At 72.3% G+C, this 23,892-nt stretch carries 22 protein-coding genes and 1 riboswitch; of the genes, 16 read left to right on the top strand and 6 right to left on the bottom strand.

Going from position 1 to position 23,892, the window contains the following annotated elements; genetic code table 11:
- Window positions 1-22: 22 nt before the first annotated feature.
- On the bottom strand, window positions 23-232 hold the full coding sequence (locus J5Y05_RS26510; RefSeq protein WP_210875614.1) for a hypothetical protein: 210 nt from the start codon (window positions 230-232) through the stop codon (window positions 23-25).
- A 138-nt stretch (window positions 233-370) separates the two neighbouring features.
- On the opposite strand from J5Y05_RS26510, the gene J5Y05_RS26505 reads away from it, so the two are divergent.
- Complete coding sequence (locus J5Y05_RS26505) at window positions 371-1,345, top strand: carbohydrate kinase family protein (RefSeq protein ID WP_210875613.1); 975 nt, start codon at window positions 371-373, stop codon at window positions 1,343-1,345.
- A gap of 7 nt (window positions 1,346-1,352) precedes the next feature.
- On the opposite strand, the gene J5Y05_RS26500 is transcribed toward J5Y05_RS26505, so the two are convergent.
- Window positions 1,353-2,735, bottom strand: coding sequence for a cysteine desulfurase/sulfurtransferase TusA family protein (locus J5Y05_RS26500; protein ID WP_210875612.1), 1,383 nt, complete (start codon window positions 2,733-2,735; stop codon window positions 1,353-1,355).
- A gap of 366 nt (window positions 2,736-3,101) precedes the next feature.
- Between J5Y05_RS26500 and ctaC the strand changes: the two genes are divergently transcribed.
- From ctaC to J5Y05_RS26480, 4 genes are all read left to right on the top strand, one after another.
- Window positions 3,102-4,061, top strand: a complete 960-nt coding sequence (gene ctaC / locus J5Y05_RS26495) for an aa3-type cytochrome oxidase subunit II (RefSeq protein WP_210875611.1) — start codon at window positions 3,102-3,104, stop codon at window positions 4,059-4,061.
- Entirely contained in the window at window positions 4,058-5,794 is a 1,737-nt protein-coding gene (gene ctaD, locus J5Y05_RS26490) for an aa3-type cytochrome oxidase subunit I (RefSeq protein ID WP_210875610.1), read from the top strand. The genes ctaC and ctaD overlap by 4 nt, the downstream gene beginning before the upstream one ends.
- Window positions 5,791-6,189 (top strand): cytochrome c oxidase subunit 4, encoded by a 399-nt coding sequence (locus tag J5Y05_RS26485; RefSeq protein ID WP_210875609.1) that lies wholly within the window; start codon window positions 5,791-5,793, stop codon window positions 6,187-6,189. The genes ctaD and J5Y05_RS26485 overlap by 4 nt, the downstream gene beginning before the upstream one ends.
- 142 nt (window positions 6,190-6,331) lie before the next feature.
- Entirely contained in the window at window positions 6,332-7,603 is a 1,272-nt protein-coding gene (locus tag J5Y05_RS26480) for a L,D-transpeptidase (RefSeq protein WP_210875608.1), read from the top strand.
- A gap of 170 nt (window positions 7,604-7,773) precedes the next feature.
- Here J5Y05_RS26480 and J5Y05_RS26475 read toward each other — a convergent pair whose 3' ends face one another.
- On the bottom strand, window positions 7,774-8,175 hold the full coding sequence (locus J5Y05_RS26475; RefSeq protein WP_210875607.1) for a response regulator: 402 nt from the start codon (window positions 8,173-8,175) through the stop codon (window positions 7,774-7,776).
- A 178-nt stretch (window positions 8,176-8,353) separates the two neighbouring features.
- Between J5Y05_RS26475 and ctaE the strand changes: the two genes are divergently transcribed.
- The 6 genes from ctaE (at window position 8,354) to J5Y05_RS26445 (ending at window position 15,737) form a co-directional block, all read left to right on the top strand.
- Complete coding sequence (gene ctaE / locus J5Y05_RS26470) at window positions 8,354-8,974, top strand: aa3-type cytochrome oxidase subunit III (RefSeq protein WP_210875606.1); 621 nt, start codon at window positions 8,354-8,356, stop codon at window positions 8,972-8,974.
- A gap of 65 nt (window positions 8,975-9,039) precedes the next feature.
- On the top strand, window positions 9,040-9,849 hold the full coding sequence (qcrC, locus tag J5Y05_RS26465) for a cytochrome bc1 complex diheme cytochrome c subunit (RefSeq protein WP_210875605.1): 810 nt from the start codon (window positions 9,040-9,042) through the stop codon (window positions 9,847-9,849).
- Entirely contained in the window at window positions 9,846-10,904 is a 1,059-nt protein-coding gene (gene qcrA, locus J5Y05_RS26460) for a cytochrome bc1 complex Rieske iron-sulfur subunit (RefSeq protein ID WP_210875604.1), read from the top strand. The genes qcrC and qcrA overlap by 4 nt, the downstream gene beginning before the upstream one ends.
- A complete protein-coding gene (gene qcrB / locus J5Y05_RS26455; RefSeq protein WP_210875603.1) occupies window positions 10,901-12,538 on the top strand; it encodes a cytochrome bc1 complex cytochrome b subunit in 1,638 nt (545 codons plus the stop codon). The genes qcrA and qcrB overlap by 4 nt, the downstream gene beginning before the upstream one ends.
- A 153-nt stretch (window positions 12,539-12,691) precedes the next feature.
- Window positions 12,692-13,756, top strand: a complete 1,065-nt coding sequence (gene trpD, locus J5Y05_RS26450) for an anthranilate phosphoribosyltransferase (RefSeq protein WP_210875602.1) — start codon at window positions 12,692-12,694, stop codon at window positions 13,754-13,756.
- A gap of 85 nt (window positions 13,757-13,841) precedes the next feature.
- Window positions 13,842-13,958: riboswitch (SAM riboswitch) on the top strand.
- A 357-nt stretch (window positions 13,959-14,315) separates the two neighbouring features.
- Window positions 14,316-15,737 carry an aminotransferase class V-fold PLP-dependent enzyme gene (locus J5Y05_RS26445; protein ID WP_210875601.1) on the top strand — a complete coding sequence of 474 codons (1,422 nt, stop codon included), beginning with the start codon at window positions 14,316-14,318 and terminating at the stop codon, window positions 15,735-15,737.
- Between the two features lie 37 nt (window positions 15,738-15,774).
- Here J5Y05_RS26445 and J5Y05_RS26440 read toward each other — a convergent pair whose 3' ends face one another.
- Both J5Y05_RS26440 and J5Y05_RS26435 read right to left on the bottom strand, forming a co-directional pair.
- Window positions 15,775-16,056: an Lrp/AsnC family transcriptional regulator gene (locus J5Y05_RS26440; RefSeq protein WP_210875600.1), complete on the bottom strand. Its 282-nt coding sequence runs from the start codon at window positions 16,054-16,056 to the stop codon at window positions 15,775-15,777.
- The gene (locus J5Y05_RS26435) at window positions 16,053-16,814 is read right to left on the bottom strand and encodes a rhomboid family intramembrane serine protease (RefSeq protein ID WP_210875599.1); all 762 of its coding nucleotides are present in this window, start codon (window positions 16,812-16,814) and stop codon (window positions 16,053-16,055) included. Before J5Y05_RS26435 ends, J5Y05_RS26440 begins: the two co-directional genes overlap by 4 nt.
- Window positions 16,815-16,970: 156 nt before the next feature.
- On the opposite strand from J5Y05_RS26435, the gene J5Y05_RS26430 reads away from it, so the two are divergent.
- From J5Y05_RS26430 to J5Y05_RS26410, 5 genes are all read left to right on the top strand, one after another.
- Window positions 16,971-17,210, top strand: a complete 240-nt coding sequence (locus J5Y05_RS26430; RefSeq protein WP_210875598.1) for a hypothetical protein — start codon at window positions 16,971-16,973, stop codon at window positions 17,208-17,210.
- A 61-nt stretch (window positions 17,211-17,271) separates the two neighbouring features.
- Window positions 17,272-18,621, top strand: coding sequence for an NYN domain-containing protein (locus J5Y05_RS26425; protein WP_210875597.1), 1,350 nt, complete (start codon window positions 17,272-17,274; stop codon window positions 18,619-18,621).
- A gap of 354 nt (window positions 18,622-18,975) precedes the next feature.
- The gene (locus J5Y05_RS26420; protein ID WP_210875596.1) at window positions 18,976-20,052 is read left to right on the top strand and encodes a C40 family peptidase; all 1,077 of its coding nucleotides are present in this window, start codon (window positions 18,976-18,978) and stop codon (window positions 20,050-20,052) included.
- Between the two features lie 210 nt (window positions 20,053-20,262).
- Complete coding sequence (locus tag J5Y05_RS26415; RefSeq protein WP_210875595.1) at window positions 20,263-21,333, top strand: C40 family peptidase; 1,071 nt, start codon at window positions 20,263-20,265, stop codon at window positions 21,331-21,333.
- A 34-nt stretch (window positions 21,334-21,367) separates the two neighbouring features.
- Entirely contained in the window at window positions 21,368-22,552 is a 1,185-nt protein-coding gene (locus J5Y05_RS26410) for a hypothetical protein (RefSeq protein WP_210875594.1), read from the top strand.
- 39 nt (window positions 22,553-22,591) lie between these two features.
- Here the strand turns inward: J5Y05_RS26410 and J5Y05_RS26405 are convergent, their stop codons facing one another.
- Window positions 22,592-23,821, bottom strand: coding sequence for a glycosyltransferase 87 family protein (locus J5Y05_RS26405; RefSeq protein ID WP_307854099.1), 1,230 nt, complete (start codon window positions 23,819-23,821; stop codon window positions 22,592-22,594).
- Window positions 23,822-23,892: the final 71 nt, after the last annotated feature.

The following is a 23,892-nucleotide window of genomic DNA, read 5'->3' as shown; positions in this document are numbered from 1 at the left end:
GGCGCGCGTCACCCGGACGGCGTCAGTCGCCGTACTCCGACATCGCGTCCAGCAGCCGGGCCGACGTCCCCGGCACGCGCACGCCGTGCAGGAGCGAGAGCGGGACCGGCGCGGCGCCGCCGTCCGCCGGGGCCGACCAGCGCTCGGCCATGCGGGCGCAGTCGCCGCGCAGGACGGCCAGATCGCCCTCCAGGTCGGCGGGGGCGGGGGCGGCGGCCTCGATGTTCGTCATAGGGGCACCGTAGGCCGGTTCCGGGTGGCGCAGGAAGTTCTACCCTCGGGTAGTTTCGCCGCCGCGCCCGTCCGGCGCCGGGGGGTGACGGGTAGCGTGGAGCCTTCACCCGCCTCCCCCTCAGGAGAGAGTCACGCCGTGCGCATCGCAGTCACCGGCTCCATCGCCACCGACCACCTCATGACCTTCCCCGGCCGCTTCTCCGACCAGCTCGTCGCGGACCGGCTGCACACGGTCTCGCTCTCCTTCCTGGTCGACCAGCTCGACGTGCGCCGCGGCGGCGTCGGCGCCAACATCGCCTTCGGCATGGGGCAGCTCGGCACCCGCCCGGTCCTGGTCGGCGCCGCGGGTTCGGACTTCGCCGAGTACCGCGCCTGGCTCGACCGGCACGGCGTGGACACCGGCTCGGTGCGCATCTCCGAGACCCTGCACACCGCCCGCTTCGTCTGCACCACCGACGCCGACCACAACCAGATCGGCTCCTTCTACACGGGCGCGATGAGCGAGGCCCGCCTGATCGAGCTGAAGACCGTCGCCGACCGGATCGGCGGCCTCGACCTGGTCTCCATCGGCGCCGACGACCCGGAGGCGATGCTCCGGCACACCGAGGAGTGCCGCTCGCGCTCCATCCCCTTCGCCGCCGACTTCTCCCAGCAGATCGCCCGGATGAACGGCGACGAGATCCGGATACTGCTGGACGGGGCGACCTACCTCTTCTCCAACGAGTACGAGAAGGGGCTCATCGAGACCAAGACCGGCTGGAGCGATGAGGAGATCCTCGGCCGCGTCGGCCACCGCGTCACCACCCTCGGCGCCCGCGGCGTGCGCATCGAGCGGGCCGGCGAGCCGCCCATCGAGGTCGGCTGCCCCGAGGAGGAGCGCAAGGCCGACCCGACCGGCGTCGGCGACGCCTTCCGGGCCGGCTTCCTCTCCGGCCTCGCCTGGGGCGTCGGCCTGGAGCGCGCCGCCCAGGTCGGCTGCATGCTGGCCACCCTCGTCATCGAGACCGTCGGCACCCAGGAGTACCAGCTCCGCCGCGCCCACTTCATGGAGCGCTTCACCAAGGCGTACGGCGACGAGGCCGCCGGCGAGGTCCGCGCCCACCTCGGCTGAGCACGGGTCAGGAGACCCGGCGGACCACGTAGGCCGCGCCCCGGTCCGCCGGCTCCTCGCCCACGTACTCCTGGCCGCGCATCTCGCACCAGGCCGGGATGTCCAGCCGGGCCGCCTCGTCGTCGGAGAGGACCCGCACCGTGCCGCCGAGGGGCACCTCGCCGAAGACCTTGGCCAGCTCGATCACCGGTACGGGGCAGCGCCGGCCGAGCGCGTCCACGACCCGGTCCGCCCCCGCCCCCGGCGCCCCGGCCCGGGTGTCCGGCGCCCCCAGCCTGGCCCGCACCCCGGCCACCGTGCCCGGCAGCACCTCCAGGAACCGTTCGACGTCCTCGGCGGGGGTGCCCGGGGGCAGCGAGACGCGGACGTTGCCCTCGCTGAGCACGCCCATCGCGCGCAGCACATGGCTCGGCGTCAGGGTGCTGCTGGTGCAGGACGAGCCGGAGGAGACCGAGAAGCCGGCCCGGTCCAGCTCGTGCAGCAGGGTCTCCCCGTCGACATAGAGACAGGAGAAGGTCACGACGCCGGGCAGCCGCCGCTCCGGATCGCCGACCACCTCCACGTCCGGCACGAGCGCGGGGACCCGGTCCCGGATGCGCCCGGTCAGCTCCCGCAGCCGGGCCGCCTCCCGCTCCGCCTCCGCCCGCACCGCCCGCAGCGACGCGGCGGCGGCCACGATCGCCGGGATGTTCTCGAAACCGGCCGACCGCCCCGACTCCCGTTCGTCGCCGGGCCCCTGGGGCGCGAACCGCGCGCCCTTGCGCACCACCAGCAGCCCGACCCCGGAGGGGCCGCCCCACTTGTGGGCGCTGGCCGCCAGCAGTGACCAGGCGCCCGGCACCGCGCCCCACCCCAGCGACTGGGCCGCGTCCACCAGCAGGGGCACGCCCGCCGCCCGGCACGCCTCGGCCACCTCGGCCACCGGCTGCTCGGTGCCCACCTCGTGGTTGGCGGACTGGAGGCACGCCAGGGCGGTGCCGGGGCGCAGGGCGTCCGCGTACGCCGCCGGGTCCACCGCGGCGGTGCGGTCCACGGCGAGCCGGGTCACCGTGCCGCCGGCGGCCTCGTGCGCCTCGGCCGCGTGCAGGACGGACGAGTGTTCGACGGCTGACACGATCAGGTGGTCGCCGGTGCGTCGGCGCCCGGCCAGCGCGCCCGCGACGCCCAGGTGCACCGCGCGCGTGCCCGAGGGCGTGAACACCAGCTCGTCCGGGCGGCACCCCACCGCCTCCGCGGCGGCCTCGCGGGCCGCGTCCAGCAGCATCCGGGCCCGCCGGCCCTCCCGGTACAGCCGCGCGGGATCGGCCCACCCCTCGTCCAGGGAGGCGTGGAGCGCCTGGCGGGCGACGGGGTGGAGGGGGGCGGCGGAGGCGGCATCGAAGTAGGACACGCCCCCACGCTACGACGCCCCAGGCCGGCGGCGACGGGCCTCGGCGGGCCCCCGCGGGCCCGCGGCGGGTCCCCGGCAGGCTCCTGGCGGGCGCCCGGAGGAGCGGTTCCGGTTCACCCGGAAGGCGGCGGGCCGCCCGTGCCGCGCGGGTGCCGACACCCCGTCACCCACGGTGCCGCCCCCGGCCGTCCCACCCCTTCGGGGTGACCCGCCGCGCGTATGGCACCCTCCCCGCGACCCGCCGGAAGGCGTCCAGTAGGGTTTGGTCCGCATAAACATCAAACCCCTGCCCGACGCAGGGCGGCGACCGACCAGCGAGAAGGCCGCAGCCAACCAGCGCGGGCGAGACTCTCGGGAAGGCGCTACGTGAGTCCCAACGGCTCCGACCGCTCGCCGCGGCGCCCGATGCGGCGGAAGCTGCTGCAGGCAATGACCGCGGGCCTGGTCCTGGCGACCGCCACCGGTTGCACATACAAGGACTTCCCCCGCCTTGGCATGCCCACCCCGACCACGGAAGAGGCCCCTCGTATCCTCTCCCTGTGGCAGGGGTCCTGGGCTGCCGCGCTCGCCGTCGGCGTGCTGGTGTGGGGCCTGATCCTGTGGAGTGCTTTCTTCCACCGGCGCAGCCGCAGCAAGGTCGAGGTTCCACCGCAGACCAGGTACAACCTGCCCATCGAGGCGCTGTACACCATGGTTCCGCTCGTCATCGTCTCGGTGCTGTTCTACTTCACCGCCCGTGACGAATCCGAGCTCATGAGCCTGAAGAAGCAGCCCGACGTCACCGTCAACGTGGTCGGCTTCCAGTGGAGCTGGTGCTTCAACTACGTCGAGAACGTCGAGGGCTCCACCGGCGACGCGAAGACCTCCAAGGAACTGGCCGGCATCCCCGACCGGTTCAAGGCGGACTTCCCCGCGAACGCCGGCGGTGCCTACGACTGCGGTATCCCTGGTACGCGGAACCCGCAGACCAACAACCCGGGCCCGACTCTCTGGCTCCCCGAGGGCAAGAGGGTCCGCTTCGTCCTGACCTCGCGTGACGTCATCCACTCGTTCTGGGTGGTGCCGTTCCTCATGAAGCAGGACGTCATCCCGGGCCACACCAACGCCTTCGAGGTGACCCCCAACAAGGAGGGCACCTTCCTGGGCAAGTGCGCCGAGCTCTGCGGCGTGGACCACTCCCGGATGCTGTTCAACGTGAAGGTCGTCTCCCCTGAGCGCTACGAGCAGCACCTCAAGGACCTCGCGAAGAAGGGGCAGACCGGTTACGTTCCCGCCGGCATCGCGCAGACGAGCCACGAGAAGAACCGGGAGACGAACAACCTGTGAGCATCCTCAATGAACCCCAGGGTGCCGCGGCGGCTGTGGACTCGTACGAGAACGAGCTGCCGGTACGGCGCAAGCAGCCTGGCAACGTCGTGGTCAAGTGGCTGACGACCACCGACCACAAGACGATCGGCACGCTGTACCTCGCGACGTCGTTCGCCTTCTTCGTCATCGGCGGCGTGATGGCGCTCGTGATGCGCGCCGAGCTGGCCCGTCCGGGCACGCAGATCATGTCGAACGAGCAGTTCAACCAGGCGTTCACCATGCACGGCACGGTGATGCTGCTGATGTTCGCCACACCGCTGTTCGCCGGTTTCGCCAACTGGATCATGCCGCTCCAGATCGGCGCCCCCGACGTCGCGTTCCCGCGGCTGAACATGTTCGCCTACTGGCTCTACCTGTTCGGCTCGCTGATCGCGCTGGGCGGCTTCCTCACCCCGCAGGGCGCGGCCGACTTCGGCTGGTTCGCGTACTCGCCGCTGACCGACACCGTGCACTCGCCGGGCCTCGGCGCCGACCTGTGGATCATGGGTCTCGCCTTCTCCGGCTTCGGCACCATCCTCGGCTCGGTCAACTTCATCACCACGATCATCTGCATGCGCGCCCCCGGCATGACGATGTTCCGCATGCCGATCTTCACCTGGAACGTCCTGCTGACCGGTCTGCTGGTCCTGCTGGCCTTCCCGGTGCTGGCCGCCGCGCTGCTCGCGCTGGAGGTGGACCGCAAGTTCGGTGCCCACATCTTCGACTCCGCCAACGGCGGGGCCCTGTTGTGGCAGCACCTGTTCTGGTTCTTCGGCCATCCCGAGGTGTACATCATCGCGCTGCCGTTCTTCGGCATCGTCAGTGAGATCGTCCCGGTCTTCTCCCGGAAGCCGATCTTCGGCTACATGGGCCTGGTCGGCGCGACGATCGCGATCGCGGGTCTGTCCATCACGGTGTGGGCCCACCACATGTACGTGACGGGCGGCGTGCTGCTCCCGTTCTTCGCCTTCATGACCTTCCTGATCGCGGTCCCGACCGGAGTGAAGTTCTTCAACTGGGTCGGCACCATGTGGAAGGGCTCCCTGTCCTTCGAGACGCCGATGCTGTGGTCGGCCGGCTTCCTGGTCACCTTCCTCTTCGGTGGTCTGACCGGTGTCATCCTGGCCTCGCCGCCGCTCGACTTCCACGTCTCCGACTCGTACTTCGTGGTGGCCCACTTCCACTACGTCGTCTTCGGCACCGTGGTGTTCGCCATGTTCGCCGGCTTCCACTTCTGGTGGCCGAAGTTCACCGGCAAGATGCTCGACGAGCGCCTGGGCAAGATCACGTTCTGGACCCTGTTCGTCGGCTTCCACGGCACCTTCCTGGTCCAGCACTGGCTGGGCGCCGAGGGCATGCCGCGCCGGTACGCGGACTACCTGGCGGCCGACGGCTTCACCTTCCTGAACACCGTCTCCACCATCGCCTCGTTCCTGCTGGGCCTGTCGATCCTGCCGTTCTTCTACAACATCTGGAAGACGGCCAAGTACGGCAAGCCCGTCGAGGTGGACGACCCGTGGGGCTACGGCCGTTCGCTGGAGTGGGCGACCTCCTGCCCGCCGCCGCGGCACAACTTCCTCACGCTGCCGCGCATCCGCAGCGAATCCCCGGCGTTCGACCTGCACCACCCGGAGATCGCCGCCCTGGACCAGCTCGAGAACACCGGTCACGGTGACAAGGCCCTCGCAGGCGGCAAGGAGGCGGGCAAGTGAAGATCCAGGGCAAGATGTTCCTCTGGCTGAGCGCCTTCAACCTCGTCGTGGCGATCGCCTACGGCGCGTGGTCGAAGGAGCCGGTCGGCGCCACCATCCTCTTCCTGGCCTTCGGCCTGTGCCTGATGGTCGGCTTCTACCTCGCCTTCACGGCCAGGCGGGTCGACGTCGGCGCCCAGGACGACACGGACGCGGACGTGGCCGACGACGCCGGCGAACTCGGCTTCTTCAGCCCGCACAGTTGGCAGCCGCTGGGCCTCGCGGCCGGTACGGCGCTCGGCTTCCTGGGCATCGCCGTCGGCTGGTGGATCATGTACTTCTCGATCCCGATCATCATGATCAGCATCTGGGGCTGGGTCTTCGAGTACTACCGGGGCGAGAACCGCACCCAGTAGGCACCCGGCACCCGCCCGGCACGAAGGGGCCCGGACACTCCGAACAGGAGCGTCCGAGCCCCTTCTCGTTCCCGTACCCCGCACTCACTCGCACGGGTCATCTCGCGGTGCCGCCGCTGACGTCCCTCCCTAGCGTGAGGACATGAGCAAGACGGTTCACTTCCCCGCGCCGGGGCGTACCGCCCTCGGCTGCACCCTGCTGGTGATCGCCCTCGGCGCGAGCGTGGCCGCGTGCGAGCGCGACGGCAGCCCGCTGTCGGCCGGCCCCTACGACGCGGCCGGCCAGATCTCGTTCAACGGCCCCAAGGACGCCGGGAAGAAGGCCGACCCGGACACGCCCCTGGAGGTCGTCGCCGAGGCCGCCGGCGGGCGCATCACGGACGTCACGGCGATGGACGCCGCGGGCCGCTACGTGGCGGGCGAACTCGCCGCCGACGGGGCCCGCTGGCACAGCACCTCGCCGCTGGCCGCCAACGCCCGTTACACGGTGCGCGTCAGCACCGAGGACGGCTCCGGGGCGCCCGGCCGCAAGGTCCTCGCCTTCGAGACCGGCAAACCCGCCGCCAAGAAGACCCTGGACGTCGCCTTCGGCCCCAAGGCGGGCACGTACGGCGTCGGTCAGCCCGTCACGGCCGAACTGAGCGAGCCGGTCAAGGACAAGGCCCAGCGGGCCGTGGTGGAACGCGCCCTCAAGGTGCGCTCCACGCCCGCCGTGGAGGGCTCCTGGCACTGGGTGGACGACAAGAAGCTGCACTACCGCCCCAAGGAGTACTGGCCCGCCCACGCCACCGTGGACGTCCGCTCCACCCTGGACGGCATCAAGATCGGCGACCGGATGTGGGGCGGCGAGGCCAAGCCCCTGACCTTCCGCACCGACGACCGCGTCATCGCCGTCACCGACGCCGCCGCGCACACCCTGACCGTCTACCGGGACGGCGAGGAGGTCCGGGAGATCCCGGTCACCACGGGCAAGCCCGGCTTCGAGACCCGCAACGGCGTCAAGGTGGTGCTGGGCAAGGAGCCCTTCGTACGGATGCGCAGCAGCACCGTCGGCATCGCCGAGGGCTCCTCGGAGTCGTACGACCTGCCGGTGTACTTCGCCACCCGGGTCACCTGGAGCGGCGAGTACGTGCACGCCGCGCCCTGGTCCGTCGGCTCCCAGGGCTCCGCCAACGTCAGCCACGGCTGCGTCGGGATGAACACCTCCAACGCCGAGTGGTTCTTCGACACGGTGCAGGAGGGCGACGTCGTCCAGGTGATCAACTCGGACGGCGACACCATGGAGCCCTTCGGCAACGGCTTCGGGGACTGGAACCTCGACTGGGACAAGTGGCGCGCGGGCAGCGCCCTGTCGGGCGGCCGGGGCGCCGCGGACCCGCAGGACGGGGCCCGGCTGCGACCCGCCGCGGCGTGAGCGCGGGAGCCCCCGGGGCACGGCGGCGGGCTGCGCCAAAGGCGGCTGAGGCGGCTGAGACGGCCGAGTCGGCGCACAGGCGCGGAACGTCCGGGTTGCCGCCCAGGGCCTCGCGGGGCGGCGCGGGCACCCCGGGTCCCGGGAAGCCTCCCGGGACCCGCAGGGGCGTGCTAGGCGCTCTGAAGCCGCTTCTGCCGCAGCAGGGAGGCGAGGGCGGAGGCGAACTCCACCGGTTCCACCGGAAGGGTCACGGCGGACTCCGCGCGGCTCCAGGTGGCGAGCCAGGCGTCCTGGGGCCGCGCGATGAGCAGCAGCACCGGCGGGCACTGGAAGATCTCGTCCTTGATCTGCCGGCACAGCCCCATGCCGCCCATGGGCACGGCCTCGCCGTCCAGGACGCAGATGTCGATGCCGCCCTTGTCCAGCTCCCTGACGACGGCGGCCGGGGTGGCGCACTCCAGGATCTCGACCACGGGCACGTCCGGCGCCGGCCGCCGTCCGGTGGCGAGCCGCACCTGTTCGCGGGTGTTGGAGTCGTCGCTGTAGACCAGCACCGTGGCGGTCGCCTGCATGCTTCCTCCGATACGTCGGTAGCCCGTTGGGGCGGATGCTACTCCCTCGCACCCCTTGTCAACAGCGGTCCGCGCCGGGCTTCGACAACCCGTTCGGTGGGCCATACGGGCAGTCCAGAGGGGGCGGACACTCCGAACAGCACCCCCCGGGGTGAGGGCGGGATAAGCGACCGACATAATGTCGGTCGTGGCGACAGCAACGACAGTAGACACCGGGCACGCGCACCCGTCGGTCAACCGACCGAACCTCACCAGCGTCGGAACCATCATCTGGCTGAGTTCCGAGCTGATGTTCTTCGCGGCCCTCTTTGCGATGTACTTCACCCTGCGATCGGTGACCGGCCCGGACTTCTGGTCCTCGAAGGCCGACGCGTTGAACTTCCCGTTCTCCGCGACGAACACCACGATCCTGGTGCTCTCCTCCCTCACCTGCCAACTCGGCGTGTTCGCGGCCGAGCGCGGTGACGTGAAGAAGCTCCGGATGTGGTTCATCGTCACCTTCGCGATGGGTGCGATCTTCATCGGCGGTCAGGTGTTCGAGTACACCGAGCTGGTCAAGCACGAGGGCCTCTCGCTCTCGTCCGACGCCTACGGCTCGGTCTTCTACCTGACCACCGGCTTCCACGGACTGCACGTGTTGGGCGGACTCTTCGCCTTCCTGCTGGTCCTCGGCCGCACCTACGCGGCCCGGAGGTTCACCCACGATCAGGCGACCGCCGCCATCGTCGTGTCCTATTACTGGCACTTCGTCGATGTCGTGTGGATCGGCCTCTTCGCCACGATCTACATGATCAAGTAGTCGCGGCGCGCACCCGCGCAATACCAGAAGCATCGACGCAGAAGATCCTGACACCGGGGTAATCCGTGAAAAAGCTCTCCGCACGACGACGCCATCCGCTGGCGGCGCTCGTCGTCCTACTCCTCGCGCTGGCATGCACAGGGGGGCTGTACGCCGCGTTCGCACCCGCGAGCAAGGCGCAGGCCGATGAAACCGCCCAGTCCCTCGCCATCGACGAGGGCAAGAAGCTCTACGCCGTCGGCTGTGCCAGTTGCCACGGCACCGGAGGTCAGGGCACCACCGACGGCCCGAGCCTGGTCGGTGTCGGCGCCGCGGCCGTCGACTTCCAGGTCGGCACCGGACGGATGCCGGCCCAGCAGCCGGGCGCGCAGGTCCCGCGCAAGAAGGTCATCTACTCGCAGGCCGAGATCGACCAGCTCGCGGCCTACATCGCCTCGCTGGGTGCCGGTCCGGCCGTCCCGACGAAGGAGCAGTACGGCCCGCAGGGCGCGGACATCGCCAACGGCGGCGCGCTGTTCCGCAACAACTGCGCCCAGTGCCACAACTTCACCGGCAAGGGCGGCGCGCTGACGCACGGCAAGTACGCCCCCGGCCTGGAGGGCGTGGACCCGAAGCACATCTACGAGGCCATGCAGACCGGCCCGCAGAACATGCCCTCCTTCCCCGACCAGACGCTGTCGGAGCAGAACAAGAAGGACATCATCGCCTACCTGAACGCGGTCAACGGCGAAGACACCGAGAGCCCCGGCGGTCTCAGCCTCGGCGGACTGGGCCCGGTCAGTGAGGGTCTGTTCGCGTGGTTGTTCGGACTGGGCGGGCTGATCGTGGTCGCCGTCTGGGTCGCCGCTCGGACCGCAAAGGCCAAGAAGTCATGAGTAGCCACCAGATTCCCGAAGAGAACCTGCCCGCTGAGCAGGAAGCCCCGCACGGAGCCGTCCGGGTCGCGGACGAGGAGAACCCGTTCGCGGACCCCGGTCTGCCGCCCCACGAGCCCCGGGTGCAGGACATCGACGAGCGGGCCGCCAAGCGGTCCGAGCGCACGGTGGCCCTGCTGTTCACGGTGTCGATGCTGGCCACCGTCGGCTTCATCGCCTCGTTCGTGACCATCCCGCACGACAAGTCGATCTTCGTGTTCCCGCTGGGTCACCTCAACGCGATGAACTTCGCGCTGGGCCTGACCCTCGGCGTCGCGCTCTTCACGATCGGCGCGGGCGCGGTCCACTGGGCCCGCACCCTGATGTCCGACGAGGAGATCGCCGACGAGCGGCACCCGATCGAGGCGTCGCCGGAGGTCCGGGCCAAGGTCCACGCGGACTTCAAGCAGGGCGCCAAGGAGTCGGTGATCGGGCGCCGCAAGCTGATCCGCAACACCATGCTCGGCGCGCTCACCCTGGTTCCGCTCTCCGGCGTCGTGCTCCTGCGCGACCTCGGCCCGCTGCCCGGGACCAAGCTCCGCCACACCATGTGGTCCAAGGGCAAGCTGCTCGTCAACATGAACACGAACCAGCCGATCCGTCCCTCGGACGTGGTCGTCGGTTCGCTGAGCTTCGCCATGCCCGAGGGCATGTCGGAGCACGACGAGAATTTCCAGTCCGAGATCGCCAAGGCGGCTCTGATGATCGTCCGGCTCCAGCCGGGCGACATCAAGGACAAGCGCGAACTCGAGTGGTCGCACGAGGGCATCGTGGCGTACTCGAAGATCTGCACCCACGTCGGTTGCCCGATCTCCCTGTACGAGCAGCAGACGCATCACGCGCTGTGCCCCTGCCACCAGTCCACCTTCGACCTCTCCGACGGCGCCCGAGTGATCTTCGGTCCCGCCGGTCACGCCCTGCCGCAGTTGCGTATCGGTGTGAACGACGAGGGCTATCTCGAGGCGCTCGGCGACTTCGACGAGCCCGTCGGTCCTGCCTTCTGGGAGCGCGGATGAGTACTGCACCGAGCACTGAGGCCCGCTCTCGCGGGAAGTCCCCGGCCGGCGAGCGCGTCGCCGACTGGGCGGACGGGCGGCTCGGGATCTACTCCCTGGCCAAGGCCAACATGCGCAAGATCTTCCCCGACCACTGGTCGTTCATGCTCGGCGAAGTGTGCATGTACAGCTTCATCATCATCATCCTCACGGGTGTGTACCTGACGCTGTTCTTCCACCCGTCGATGAACGAGGTCACGTACCACGGCTCGTACGTGCCGATGCAGGGCCAGCTCATGAGTGAGGCGTACGCCTCCACGCTGGACATCAGCTTCGACATCCGCGGCGGTCTGCTCATCCGGCAGATCCACCACTGGGCGGCGCTGATCTTCCTCGCCGGCATGTTCGTGCACATGATGCGCGTCTTCTTCACCGGTGCGTTCCGCAAGCCGCGCGAGGTCAACTGGCTGTTCGGCTTCCTGCTGTTCGTCCTGGGCATGTTCACCGGTTTCACCGGCTACTCGCTCCCGGACGACCTGCTCTCCGGCACCGGTGTCCGCTTCACGCAGGGCGCGATCCTGTCCGTGCCGATCGTCGGCACGTACATCTCGATGTTCCTGTTCGGCGGGGAGTTCCCCGGCCACGACTTCGTGGCCCGGTTCTACTCGATCCACATCCTGCTGCTGCCGGGCATCATGCTGGGCCTGATGGTGGCCCACCTGATCCTGGTCTTCTACCACAAGCACACCCAGTTCGCCGGGCCCGGCAAGACCAACAAGAACGTCGTCGGCATGCCGCTGATGCCGGTCTACATGGCCAAGGCCGGAGGCTTCTTCTTCCTGGTCTTCGGTGTCATCGCGGCCATCGCCGGCATCGTGACCATCAACCCGATCTGGGGCATCGGCCCGTACCGGCCCGACCAGGTCGGCACCGGCGCCCAGCCCGACTGGTACATGGGCTTCGCCGAGGGCCTGGTCCGCGCCATGCCGGGCTGGGAGGTCAACTTCTGGGGCCACACCCTGGTCCTGGGCGTGTTCATCCCGCTGGTCGTCTTCGGCCTCTTCCTGGCCGTGATCGCCCTGTACCCGTTCATCGAGTCCTGGGTGACCGGGGACAAGCGCGAGCACCACATCCTGGACCGCCCGCGCAACGCCCCGACCCGCACGGCCGTCGGCGTCGCCTGGATCACCGGCTACCTGATCACGCTGATCGGCGGTGGCAACGACATCGTCGCCACCCACTTCCATCTGTCGATCAACGCGGTCACCTGGTTCGTCCGGATCGGGTTCTTCCTCGGACCGGTTCTGGCCTTCGTCGTCACCAAGCGGATCTGCCTCGGCCTCCAGCGCCGGGACAAGGAGAAGGTGCTGCACGGCCGCGAGGCCGGCATCATCAAGCGCCTGCCGCACGGTGAGTTCATCGAGGTCCACGAGCCGCTCAGCCAGGAGCAGCTCCACACGCTCACGGCGCACGAGCAGTACCGGCCCGTCGAGATCGGCCCGACGGTGGACGAGAACGGTGTCGAGCGCAAGCCCGCGGTCACGGAGAAGCTCCGGGCCAAGATGAGCAACGCGTACTTCGGCGAGGACTCGCAGATCCCGAAGCCGACCGTCGAGGAGTACAAGGAGATCACGAGCGGCCACGGCCACCACTGACGCTCCCGCGTCGCCACACCTGCCGAGGGGTCCCGTCCGGTCTGCGGACGGGGCCCCTCGGTCGTGTCCCGGGCTGGATAGGGTGGGGAGCGCCGGAGCACCCGCCCGCTTCCCGGCCGGACCCGATTTCCCCACCACACACAGGAGCGGCTGATGAGCGCTGTGACCCCCGCTGGAGGCGACACCGCGGCGGCCCGCTCCTGGCCCGCCCTGCTCAACGGAGTGCTGGACGGTCACGACCTGAGCGCCGACGACACCGCCTGGGCCCTCGACGTGATCATGCGCGGGGAGGCGACCGACGCGCAGATCGCCGGGTTCGCCACCGCGCTCCGGGCCAAGGGCGAGACCGTCGAGGAGATCTCCGGTCTGGTCCGCACCATGTACGCGCACGCCCGGGTGATCGAGGTGCCGGGGGAGACCGTCGACATCGTCGGCACCGGCGGCGACGGCGCCAAGACGGTCAACATCTCCACCATGTCCGCGATCGTCGTGGCCGGTACCGGCGCCAAGGTCGTCAAGCACGGCAACCGGGCCGCCTCCTCGGCCTCCGGAGCCTCCGACGTCCTGGAGAAGCTCGGCGTCAACCTGGAGCTGACCCCGCAGCGGGTCGCCGAGGTCGCCGAGGAGGCCGGCATCACCTTCTGCTTCGCGGTGAAGTTCCACCCCTCGCTGCGCCACGTCGCGGCGGCCCGCGGACAGCTCGGCATCCGCACGGTCTTCAACTTCCTGGGCCCGCTGACCAACCCCGCGCACGTCAAGGCGCAGGCGATCGGTGTCGCCGACGCCCGGATGGCCCCGATCATCGCCGGGGTCTTCGCCGAGCGCGGCCACTCCTCCCTGGTCTTCCGGGGCGACGACGGTCTCGACGAGCTGACCACCACCTCCACCTCCCGGGTCTGGGTGGTGCGCGACGGCAAGGTCGCCGAGGAGGGCTTCGACCCGCGGGACGTCGGGATCGAGCCGGTGCCGGTGGAGGCGCTGCGCGGCGCCGACGCCTCCTACAACGCCGACGTCGCCCGCCGGCTGCTGAACGGCGAGACGGGCCCGGTCCGCGACGCCGTCCTGCTCAACTCCGCGGCGGCGCTGGTGGCGTTGGAGCCCGGCGACGGCCCGCTCGCCGGGCGGCTCCGGGCGGGCATGGACCGGGCCGCCGAGTCCATCGACTCGGGCGCCGCCCGCCGCGTCCTCGACCGCTGGGTCGCCGCCAGCAACGCCTGACGCCCCCGTCCGCCGAGCCGGCCGGCGTCCCGCGATCCGGAACCGGGTTGCGGGACGCCGGCCGGCTCGCGTACGTTCCCTTCCAGGTCATGAGTGACAGTCACAAGGCCCCGGCCGGCTGTCCGGCAACCCTCCGTCCGTGGCGGGGTGCCCCGGGTGAAGACCAGGCCGTGGACAGCAGGGTCCATGGCAAGCGCGGACCCCTCGCACTCCTTCGAGTGACACCGCCAGGGGTCCTGGTCGTCCGAGGGAGCCTTCCGTGAGCCAGCGAATGCCGTAGGGGCTGTCGTCCCCTCGTGCCGGGCCCGCGCGCCCCGCACCCCCGACGACGCCCCCGGGCCCGCCGTCACGCCCTTTCCCGCCCGCTCCCACGGCCGCCGCCGCGCCCCGCGCGCCGGCTTCGTGCCGTCGGCTCCGCGCTCCCTCGCGCGGGCGGGCGCCGGGCCGCGCCGGACGGACCCGGGCCGCAGCGCCCCCGCCGCCGCATCCCCCTTCCCCTCCCGCGCCGGGCCGTGCCGCCCGCGCGGCGGGTTCCGCCTGTCCTCACGGGAGTACCCCCATGACCGCCACCGCCGCCACCACTGCCACTGCCACCACCGCCGGTACCGCCGATCCCGCCGTCGCCGGGCCCCTGCCGGTGCTGGGCCTCGACGTCGCCGTCCCGCTCGTCACCGGCGGCGAGATCGGCTACGCCGCGCTCGACTACGCCGCCAGCGCCCCCGCGCTGCGCCGGGTCTGGGACGACGTGGCCGCCTACGCCCCCTACTACGGCAGCGTGCACCGCGGGGCCGGGCACCTGTCCCGGCTGTCGACCGAGCTGTTCGAGCGGGCCCGCCGGACCGTCGCCGCGTTCCTGGACTGCCGGCCCGGGGACCAGGTGGTCTTCACCCGGTCCACCACCGACTCCCTCAACCTGCTCGCCGCCGCCCTGCCCCGCGACTGCCGGGTCTTCGTCTTCGAGACCGAGCACCACGCGGCGCTGCTGCCCTGGCGCGGCGCCCCCGTCACCGTGCTGGACGCCCCCGACAGCCCCGAGCGGGCCGTGCGGACCCTGGAGCGGGCCCTCGCCGGCCGCGACCCCCACGGCCCCGCCCTGGTCTGCGTGACCGGTGCCTCCAACGTCACCGGCGAGCTGTGGCCGGTGCGCGAGCTGGCCGCCGCCGCCCACGCCCACGGCGCCCGGATCGTCCTGGACGCCGCCCAGCTCGCCCCGCACCACCCGGTCGGCGTCCGCGACCTGGACGTCGACTGGGTCGCCTTCTCCGGGCACAAGCTGTACGCCCCCTTCGGCGCGGGCGTGCTGGCCGGCCGCGCCGACTGGCTGGGCGAGGCCGAGCCCTACCTCGCCGGGGGCGGGGCCAGCCGCGCGGTGGTCCGGCGGGCCGACGGCGCGCTGGACGTGGAGTGGCACGACGGCGCCGCCCGGCACGAGGCCGGCTCGCCCAACGTGATCGGCGCCCACGCCATCGCCTCCGCCTGCGCCGCGCTGACCGAGGCCGGGTTCGAGGCCCTGGTGGCCCGGGAGCGGTACCTGCTCGGCCGGCTGCGGGCGGGGCTGGCCCGGGTGCCCGAGGTGCGGGTGCTGTCCCTCTTCGGCGACGAGGCGCCCCGCGTCGGCGTGGTCTCCTTCGTCGTCGAGGGCTGGAACGCCTCCCACTTCGCCGCGGCCCTCTCCGCCGAGTACGGCATCGGCGTGCGCGACGGGCTGTTCTGCGCCCACCCGCTGGTGCGCACCCTGCTCGGCGACGGCGACGGCGACGGCGACGGCGACGGCGCGCAGGCGCCCGGTGGCTGCGGCGCGGCGGAGCCGGCGGGCGGGGAGGGGCCCTCGCACGCGGTGCGGGTGAGCTTCGGGGCGGGCACGCCCGAGGAGCACGTCGACCGGTTCGTCGAGGCCGTGGGGCGACTGGTGCGCGAGGGCGCCCGGTGGAGCTACCGCACCGAGGACGGGCGCTGCGTGCCCGAGGCCCCCGCGACGTGAGCCGGGCGGGCCGGCGGGGGTGCGGCGGGGGAGGGGGTCAGTTGTCCAGCCCGATGGCGAAGGCCGCCTCCAGGTCGTGCTGGGAGTAGGTGCGGAAGGCCACGTGCGTGTCGGTGGCCTCCACACCGGGGATCTTGCTGATCCGGCCCGGGATGACCTCCGCCAGCTCCTCGTGCCGGTGGACCCGGACCATGGCGATCAGGTCGTAGGTGCCGGTGACCGAGAAGACCTCGCTGACGCCCTCCAGCGCGGCGATCCGCTCCGCGATCTCGGGAATCCGGTCCACGCTGGTCTTGATGAGGACGATCGCGCTGATCACGGCTGGTTCTCTCCCTCGGGGGCCGTCGCTGGGACGCCCCCAACTCTAGTCCCCCGCCCGAAGCGCACCCAGGCGTAGAGGAAGCCGAGCCCGAACCCCACCAGGTGGGCGAGGTAGGCGACGCCCGGCCCGTCGCCGGCCCGCCCCGCCGCCATCGCCTGGAGCCCGGCCCAGAAGGGCAGCACCACCCACGCCGGGAAGCGCAGCGGCACGAAGAACAGGAAGGGCAGCAGGCTGGTCACCCGGGCCCGCGGGAAGAGCAGGAGGAAGGCGCCGAGCACCGCCGAGATCGCCCCCGAGGCGCCCACCAGGGACTCCTCGGAGGAGGCGTTGGCCGCCGCGTACCCCAGCAGGGCGAGGCTCCCGCAGCACACGGTGAACACCGCGAACCTCAGCCGGCCCATCCGGATCTCGGTCATCGCGCCGAAGACGTAGAGGAAGAGCATGTTGCCGAGCAGGTGCACCCAGCCGGCGTGCACGAAGAGCGCGGTGACCGGCGTGTACACCGCACCGGGTGAACCGTCGAACAGCTCTGCGGGGATCACGCCCCAGCGCCGGAACCAGGCGCGCTGCGCGGTGAGCAGCACCTCCCCGGAGCCGTACCCCGGATGGAGTCCCGAGGCCGGGCTGACCAGGAACGACACACAGCACAGCGCGATCAGTCCGTAGGTCACCGGCGCCGACCGGCACCGGGAGGTGCCGCCGCCGCCCCTCGGGCGGGCCTTCCTCAGGGCCCCCGGGCTCCAGTTGCGGATCATGAGTACAGAGCATGACGTAACCGGGCGCAACCGCCCAGGCCGCCTCGCCGCCGTGGACACGCGGGCGACGGGTACCCGCCAGGCCGTAGGGTTACGAGCCAGACGCACCGGACGGTCCGGCGCGTCATCCGGACCGGAAGAGAGCGAACCGCCACGATGACCGTTCCCCTGCCGACCGAGACGACACGGTGGCGCTGCACCCTCTGCGGCAACCTCACGCGCTTCGACGTGACCCGTGCGTCGAAGGTCGTCGAGTACGTCCACCTCGATCTGGCCGGCGAGCCGAAGATCGAGGAGCGCGAGGTGCTCAGTGAGACCGTCGAGTCGGTGCGGTGCCGTTGGTGCAATGCCGTGGACCAGGTGGAACTCGTGGACAGGCCGGGCGCCGGCTCCTGAGGGAGCGGGCCCCGCCGGCGGCGGTCCCTCCGGGGACCGTCCTCAGGCATGGGGGTGACGGATGGCGCAGACGCAGAGCGGAGAGCCGGGCGACGGCGCCGCCGAGGTACTCGACCGCCCGCTGCCCGACGGGGTGCGCCGCCGGGTCGTGCAGATCGTGTCCGACGGTTTCGGCGGACTCACCCTCGGTGAACTGCCCGCACAGCTCAGGCAGTACGCCCGCTTCACCCCGAGCCGCCGGATCAGGTTCGCGGGCAACGCGATGGCCGCCGCCGTCGAGAGCGACCCGCTCTTCCGCCAGCGCGTCGGCGAGAAGTTCCGGGAGGCGCAGCCGGAGCTGGCCGGCGCCCTCGACTCCGGCTCCCCGCCCCCGGCCGCGGACGCGCTCGACGTGGCGGCGGCGGCCTATGTCCTGCGCCCGCCCGGCTGGGTCAAGCTGGTGGCGGCGGCCGGCGAGGAGGCGCTGCGCGCGGACGCGGAGCGCGCCGGGGAGGAGAACCGGGCCGAGCTGGAGCGGCTCCACGGCGAGCTGGCCCGCGCCCGCGACCACACCCGGGCCGAGACCGAGCGGCTGCGGACGGAGCTGGACGCGGCGCGCAAAGAGTCCGACGCGCTCCACCGCAAGCTGCGCGCCGCCCTCAGCGACGTGCGGCGCGGCGAGGCGGCGCTGCGCAAGATCCGGGCCGACGCGGACGCGGTCCGCGCCGACGCCCAGGCGCTGGTCTCCGCCGCCGAGAGCGAGAACCGGCGGCTGAAGGCCCGGCTCGGGGAGGCGGAGGCCGCCCTGGAGGCCACCCGCAAAGCGGCCCGCGAGGGGCGCAGCGTCGAGGACATGCGGGTACGGCTGCTGCTCGACACCCTGCTCGACGCGACCCAGGGGCTGCGCCGCGAACTGGCGCTGCCCCCGGTCTCCGTACGGCCCGCGGAGACGGTGGACGCGGTCGAGCCCGGCCGGATGTCGGCGAAGGACATCGCGGCCCGCGCCCTGTCCGAGCACGACCCCGCCATCCTCGACCAGTTGCTGGCGCTGCCCCAGGCGCATCTGGTGGTCGACGGCTACAACGTCACCAAGACCGGCTATCCGCAGATGCCGCTGGAGAAGCAGCGGCTGCGGCTGCTCGGCCAGCTCTCCCAGCTCGCCGCGCAGACCGGCGCCGAGACGACCTGTGTCTTCGACGGCGCCGAGCTCGCCGCGCCCGTGCTGCTCGCGCCGCCGCGCGGGGTGCGGGTGCTCTTCTCCAAACCCGGCGTCACCGCCGACGAGTTGATCCGCCAGCTCGTGCGCGCCGAGCCGCCGGGCCGGCCGGTCGTGGTGGTCTCCACCGACCGCGAGGTCGCCGACGGGATCGCGCGGGCCGGTGCCCGGCCGGTGGCGTCGGCGGTCCTCCTCAAGCGCTTCTCGCGCGGCTGACCCGGCGGCGTCCGGCGGTTTCGCCGTACGCGGCGTCCCGGCCGTACCGGGCCGTGAGCGATGTGTCCCAACAGCCCCTTACGTCACGGCCACGCCATAAGAGCCGCTTGACGGGCCTTGTCGGACATCTGGACGACGGCGCGTCAACCACACGTGACACGCGGTGAGTCGAAGGCAAAATATGTCTCGGACGCCTCACATTTTTCACCCGAGGATTTGAACTGATCACAAGTGGGTCACTAGGGTCGGCTCGAACCTTCGCTCGGGTGATCACTCACAAGGGGTGAGTGACGGCGAAGGGCACCGCCCGCCGGCGTGTCGGTAGGCGGCTGGAGGAAGAAGGAGCTCGCCTCCGTGGCGTCCCACCGTCGTCCCAAGCAGCCGAGCCGTGCGCGAGTGACCGTGCTCACCACCGCTGCCGCCGCCGCTGTCGCCCTGAGCTCGCAGGCCGCCAACGCCGCCCCCAGTGAGAAGCCGAGCAAGGACGAGGTCAAGGCCAAGGTCGACAAGCTCTACCAGGAGGCGGAGCAGGCGACCGAGAAGTACAACGGCGCCAAGGAGAAGCAGGACAAGCTCCAGAAGGAGATCTCCACCCTCCAGGACAACGTCGCCCGCGGCCAGGAGGAGCTGAACAAGCTCCGCGACGGCCTCGGTTCGATGGCCAGCGCCCAGTACCGCACCGGCGGCCTCGACCCCTCCCTCCAGCTCTTCCTCTCCGCCGACCCGGACGACTACCTCGACAAGGCGTCCACCCTGGACCAGCTCAGCGGCCAGCAGGTCGAGGCGCTGAAGAAGATCCAGGAAAAGCAGCGCGACCTCGCCCAGCAGCGCTCGGAGGCGTCCGACAAGCTCAAGGACCTCTCCTCCACCCGCACCGAACTGGGCAAGAAGAAGAAGGAAGTCCAGGGCAAGCTCTCCTCCGCGCAGAAGCTCCTCAACAGCCTCACCGCCGCCGAGAAGGCCGCCCTCGCCGAGGAGGAGACCCGCGCCAGCCGCGACAGCGAGCGCCAGGTGCTCAGCGGCGGTGGCGGCGGCAGCACGGACACCGGCTCGATCAGCGGTTCCGTCTCGGCCTCCGGCCGGGCCGGGGCGGCCTTCTCCGCCGCGCAGGGCAAGATAGGCACGCCCTACGTCTACGGCGCCACCGGCCCCTCCTCCTTCGACTGCTCGGGCCTGACCCGCTGGGCCTACGCCCAGGCCGGCGTCGGACTGCCCCGCATGTCCCAGGACCAGGCCAACGCGGGCACGCGGATCTACTCCGTCAACCAGCTCCAGGTCGGCGACCTCGTCTTCTTCTTCAACGACATCCACCACGTCGGCCTCTACGCGGGCAACGGCCAGGTCCTGCACGCCCCGCGCACCGGCACCGTGGTCCGCTACGAGTCGATGAACACCATCGGCGGCCCGTTCATGTTCGGCGTCCGCGTCTGACCCACCGGGCACACACGCTCCGAAAACCTCCGCCATACCGCCCGTTCGAGCGAATCACGCTGCGGTACTTCGACCCTCGCCCCGCCGGTGACCTGCGTCAGCGGCGGGGCGCCGTGTCGCGGGCCGCCCACGGTCGTTGGCCTCCGCCGTGCCACGGGGCTACTGTCTGCCGCGATTCCCCGTCCGCCAGCGGAAGGAGTGCGGCTTCCCGTGGGGTCCCATCGCCGTCTTGCGCCGTCCGGCACGCGCCGCGGCCCGGCCGCCGGCCGTCCGGCACCGACGAGGTCCGCTGTGCCGGCCTCCCGGACGCTCACCGGGGCGGCCGGCCTCCTCTCCGTCGCCGCCGCCGTCCTGGGCGCCGTACCGGCCTCCGCCACCCCGCACGGGGACACCCGCGCCGAGGTCGACCGCCTCTACACCGAGGCGGAGCGGGCCACCGAGGAGTACAACCGGGCCGACGAGCGCGCCGAGGCCCTGCGCGAGCGGGTCGACACCGCCCGCGACGCGGTCGCCCGCCGGCAGGACCAGGTCAACGACCTGCGCGAGACGCTCGGTTCGCTGGCCGGCGCCCAGTACCGCTCCGGCGGCCTCGACCCCGCGCTCGAACTGCTCCTGTCCGCCCTCCCGGACGACTACCTCGACCGCGCCCTCGCGCTGGACCGGGTCAGCACCCGGCAGGCCGGCGAGTTCGGCCAACTCCAGGACGCCCTGCGCCGGCTCGCCCAGGACCGCTCCGAGGCCACCTCGGACCTCGCCGAACTGGAGAAGAGCCGCAAGGCCGTCGCCGCCCACAAGCGGACCGTGGAACGCAAACTGGGCGAGGCCCGGCGGCTGCTGCTCTCCCTCCCGCCCGGCGAACGCGGCGCCCACGACCGCGCCTCCCGCTCCGGCCGCGACGACCTGCCCCCCGGCCTCGACGGCGCCGTCCCCGCCTCCTCCCGGGCCGCCGCCGCCCTCGCCGCCGCCCGCTCCGCCCTCGGCAAGCCCTACATCTGGGGCGCCAACGGCCCCAGCGGCTTCGACTGTTCGGGCCTCATCCAGTGGTCGTACGCCCAGGCCGGGATCAGCCTGCCGCGCACCTCGCAGGAGCAGCGGTACGCGGGCCGGCGGGTCCCGCTCTCCGAGGCCCGCCCCGGCGACCTGATCGCCTACCGGGACGACGCCAGCCACATCGCCCTGTACGCCGGCGGCGGCCAGGTCATCCACGCGCCCCGGCCCGGCGCCCCGGTGCGCTACGACCCCGTGGGGATGATGCCGGTCTCCTCCGTCACCCGGGTCTGACCCGGGCGACCCGCGGCCCCCTTACGATCGGGCGATGACCGGCACACGGCGGGTACGCCGCTCCCCGGCGGCGGCCCTGTGCCTGCTGCTCGCCGCCCCGGCCTGCCACGGCCCCGCCGCCGACCCCGAACTCGCCGGGGTGCAGCGGCTGCTGGACCGGCGCGCGGCGGCCGTCCTCGGCCACGACCGGGCCGCCTACGCCCGCACCGGCGCCCCGGCCGGCTTCGACGCCCTCGGCGCGGTGCCGCTGGCCGCCTGGTCCTACCGGGTGACCCGGCTGGAACGGGACGGGAACACCGCCACCGCCGAGGCCGACCTGCGGTACCGCGTCGACGGCTACGACCCCGGCGCCGTCACCGCCCGCCGCGCCGTACGGCTGGTCCGGGACGTCGGCGGGCAGTGGTCCGTCGGCGAGGAACGGCCCGCGCCGGGCGCCGGGGAGCAGCCCTGGGACCAGGGCGAGGTGCGGGCGGTCCGCGGCGAACGCGGCCTCGTCCTCGGCGTCGGCCGCGGCGCCGGGGAACTGAACGGCCTCGCGGACCTGGCCGACAAGGCGGTGCCGGCCGTCTCGGACGCCTGGGGAGAGGAGTGGCCCCGGCGGGTCCTCGTCCTCGTCCCGCGCTCCCTGGAGGACATGGCCCGGCTGCTCGGCTCGCCGCCCTCCGCCTACCGCGACATCGCCGCGGTCACCACCGGGGTGACCGGCGGCCCGGCGCCCGCCCCCGCCGACCGGATCATCGTCAACCCCGAGGCGTACGCGCTGCTCGGCGCCACGGGCCGGCAGGTCGTCCTCACCCACGAGACCGCCCACGTGGCCACCCGGCACGCCACCACGGCCGCCACCCCGCTCTGGCTCTCCGAGGGGTACGCCGACTGGGCCGCCTACCGCGGCGGCCCCTACACCCCGGCCGAGGCCGCCCCCGAACTCGCCCGCGCGGTACGGGAGGACAAGGCACCGGTGCGGCTGCCGGCCGACGGCGACTTCGGCCCGGACGGCGGCCCGCAGGCCACCGCCCGCGCCTACGAGGGCGGCTGGCTGGCCTGCCGGATGATCGCCGACCAGTGGGGCGAGGACCGGCTCGACGCCTTCTACCGGGCCGTCGGCGCGCACGGGCGGCGCGAGGGGGCGCTCGCCACGGCCCTGGACACGGTGCTCCACACCACGCCGCAGCGGTTCACGGAACGCTGGACCACGTACCTGCGCACGTCCCTCGCCTGAGCGGTCCCCCGGGGAAGCCGCCGCGGCGGCGCCGCCGGGTCACGGCGTGGCCGGCGCCTCGCCCGCCCGCTCCGGTTCCGTACGGGCCGGCCCCGTCCTGCGCACCGTGTCCCGCCACAGCACCCGGGCCGCGGTGAGCGCCGCCGCCACCAGCAGCCCGTTGCGCACGAACAGCAGCGTCACGCCGCGCGGGTCGCTCGCCACCACGTCCGCGAACCAGACCGGGAACTCCAGCACCGTCACCAGGCTCGCCGCCAGCACCAGGGCCACCGGCACCCGCATCCGGCCCGCCCGGTGACACCGGCACACCGCGGCGAGGCCGATCAGCCACACCAGGTACTGCGGGCTGAGCACCCGGCTGGTCACCGTGAACATCAGCACCGCCACGAAGGCCGCGTCCGCCGCCGTGCGCGCCGAGAACCGCGAGGCCGCCAGCCGCCACAGCAGCAGCCAGCCGAACGCCGCCCCGGTCAGCGCCAGCGAGACCGCGCTCAGCACTCCCACGTACGGGCCGAGGAACTCCACCGAGCCGTAGTGGAGCCGCACCTCGCCCTCCCAGCCGGCGTGCCGGACCACGTGCAGCACCAGCGCCCCCAGCGACTCCACCTCCATGCCCCGGTCCCGCTGGAACCTCAGGAAGGCGAAGGCGCCCGGCATCGCCGCGGAGAACACCGCCGCGACCGAGGCCGCGGCCAGCGCCGCCGCGAGCCACGCGCCCCGGCGGCGCACGCCCACCAGCAGCAGCGCCGGCCACACCTTGAGCATCGCCCCGAACCCGGCCAGCGCCCCCGCCGCCCGCGGGTGCCGGCCGGCCGCCAGCAGCGCCGCCACCGCGACCGCGGTGACCATCACGTCGTAGCGCGCGTAGACCGTCGGGCCGAGCAGCGGGACGCCCGCCACCCACACCCACGCCCCGGCCCAGGACCGGCCCGGCCGGCGGGCCGCGTACCCGAGCAGGACGAGGACGGCGAGGTCGGCGGCGCAGGCGAGGACGTAGAAGGCCGTCGGGTAGTCGAGGAAGGGCAGCAGGTCCGGGGAGAGCACGGCGAAGGCCGCGCCGGGCGGGTACTGCCAGGTGACGTCGTGCGCGGGGAACGTGCCGGTGCGCAGCACGTGGTGCCAGTCCCGGTAGATCACCGACACGTCGCTGGTGACGTCCGGGCCGGGGAAGTCCCACACGCCGAGCACGAAGAGCAGCAGCGCGAGCCGGGTCACCGCCCACACCGCCGCCAAAGGCACCCACGAGCGCAGCGCGTTGGTCGTCCTCACCGTGCTCCCGCCGTCCGCGTGCCGTCCTGGTGCGGGCCCCATGATGTCCCGTCAGGCGGCGCCGGTGCCAC

Source organism: Streptomyces tagetis (assembly GCF_018069565.1).
Taxonomy (GTDB): domain Bacteria; phylum Actinomycetota; class Actinomycetes; order Streptomycetales; family Streptomycetaceae; genus Streptomyces; species Streptomyces tagetis.
The sequence above is the reverse complement of the archived record's forward strand: the minus strand, read 5'-3'. Positions and strand labels throughout refer to the sequence as shown.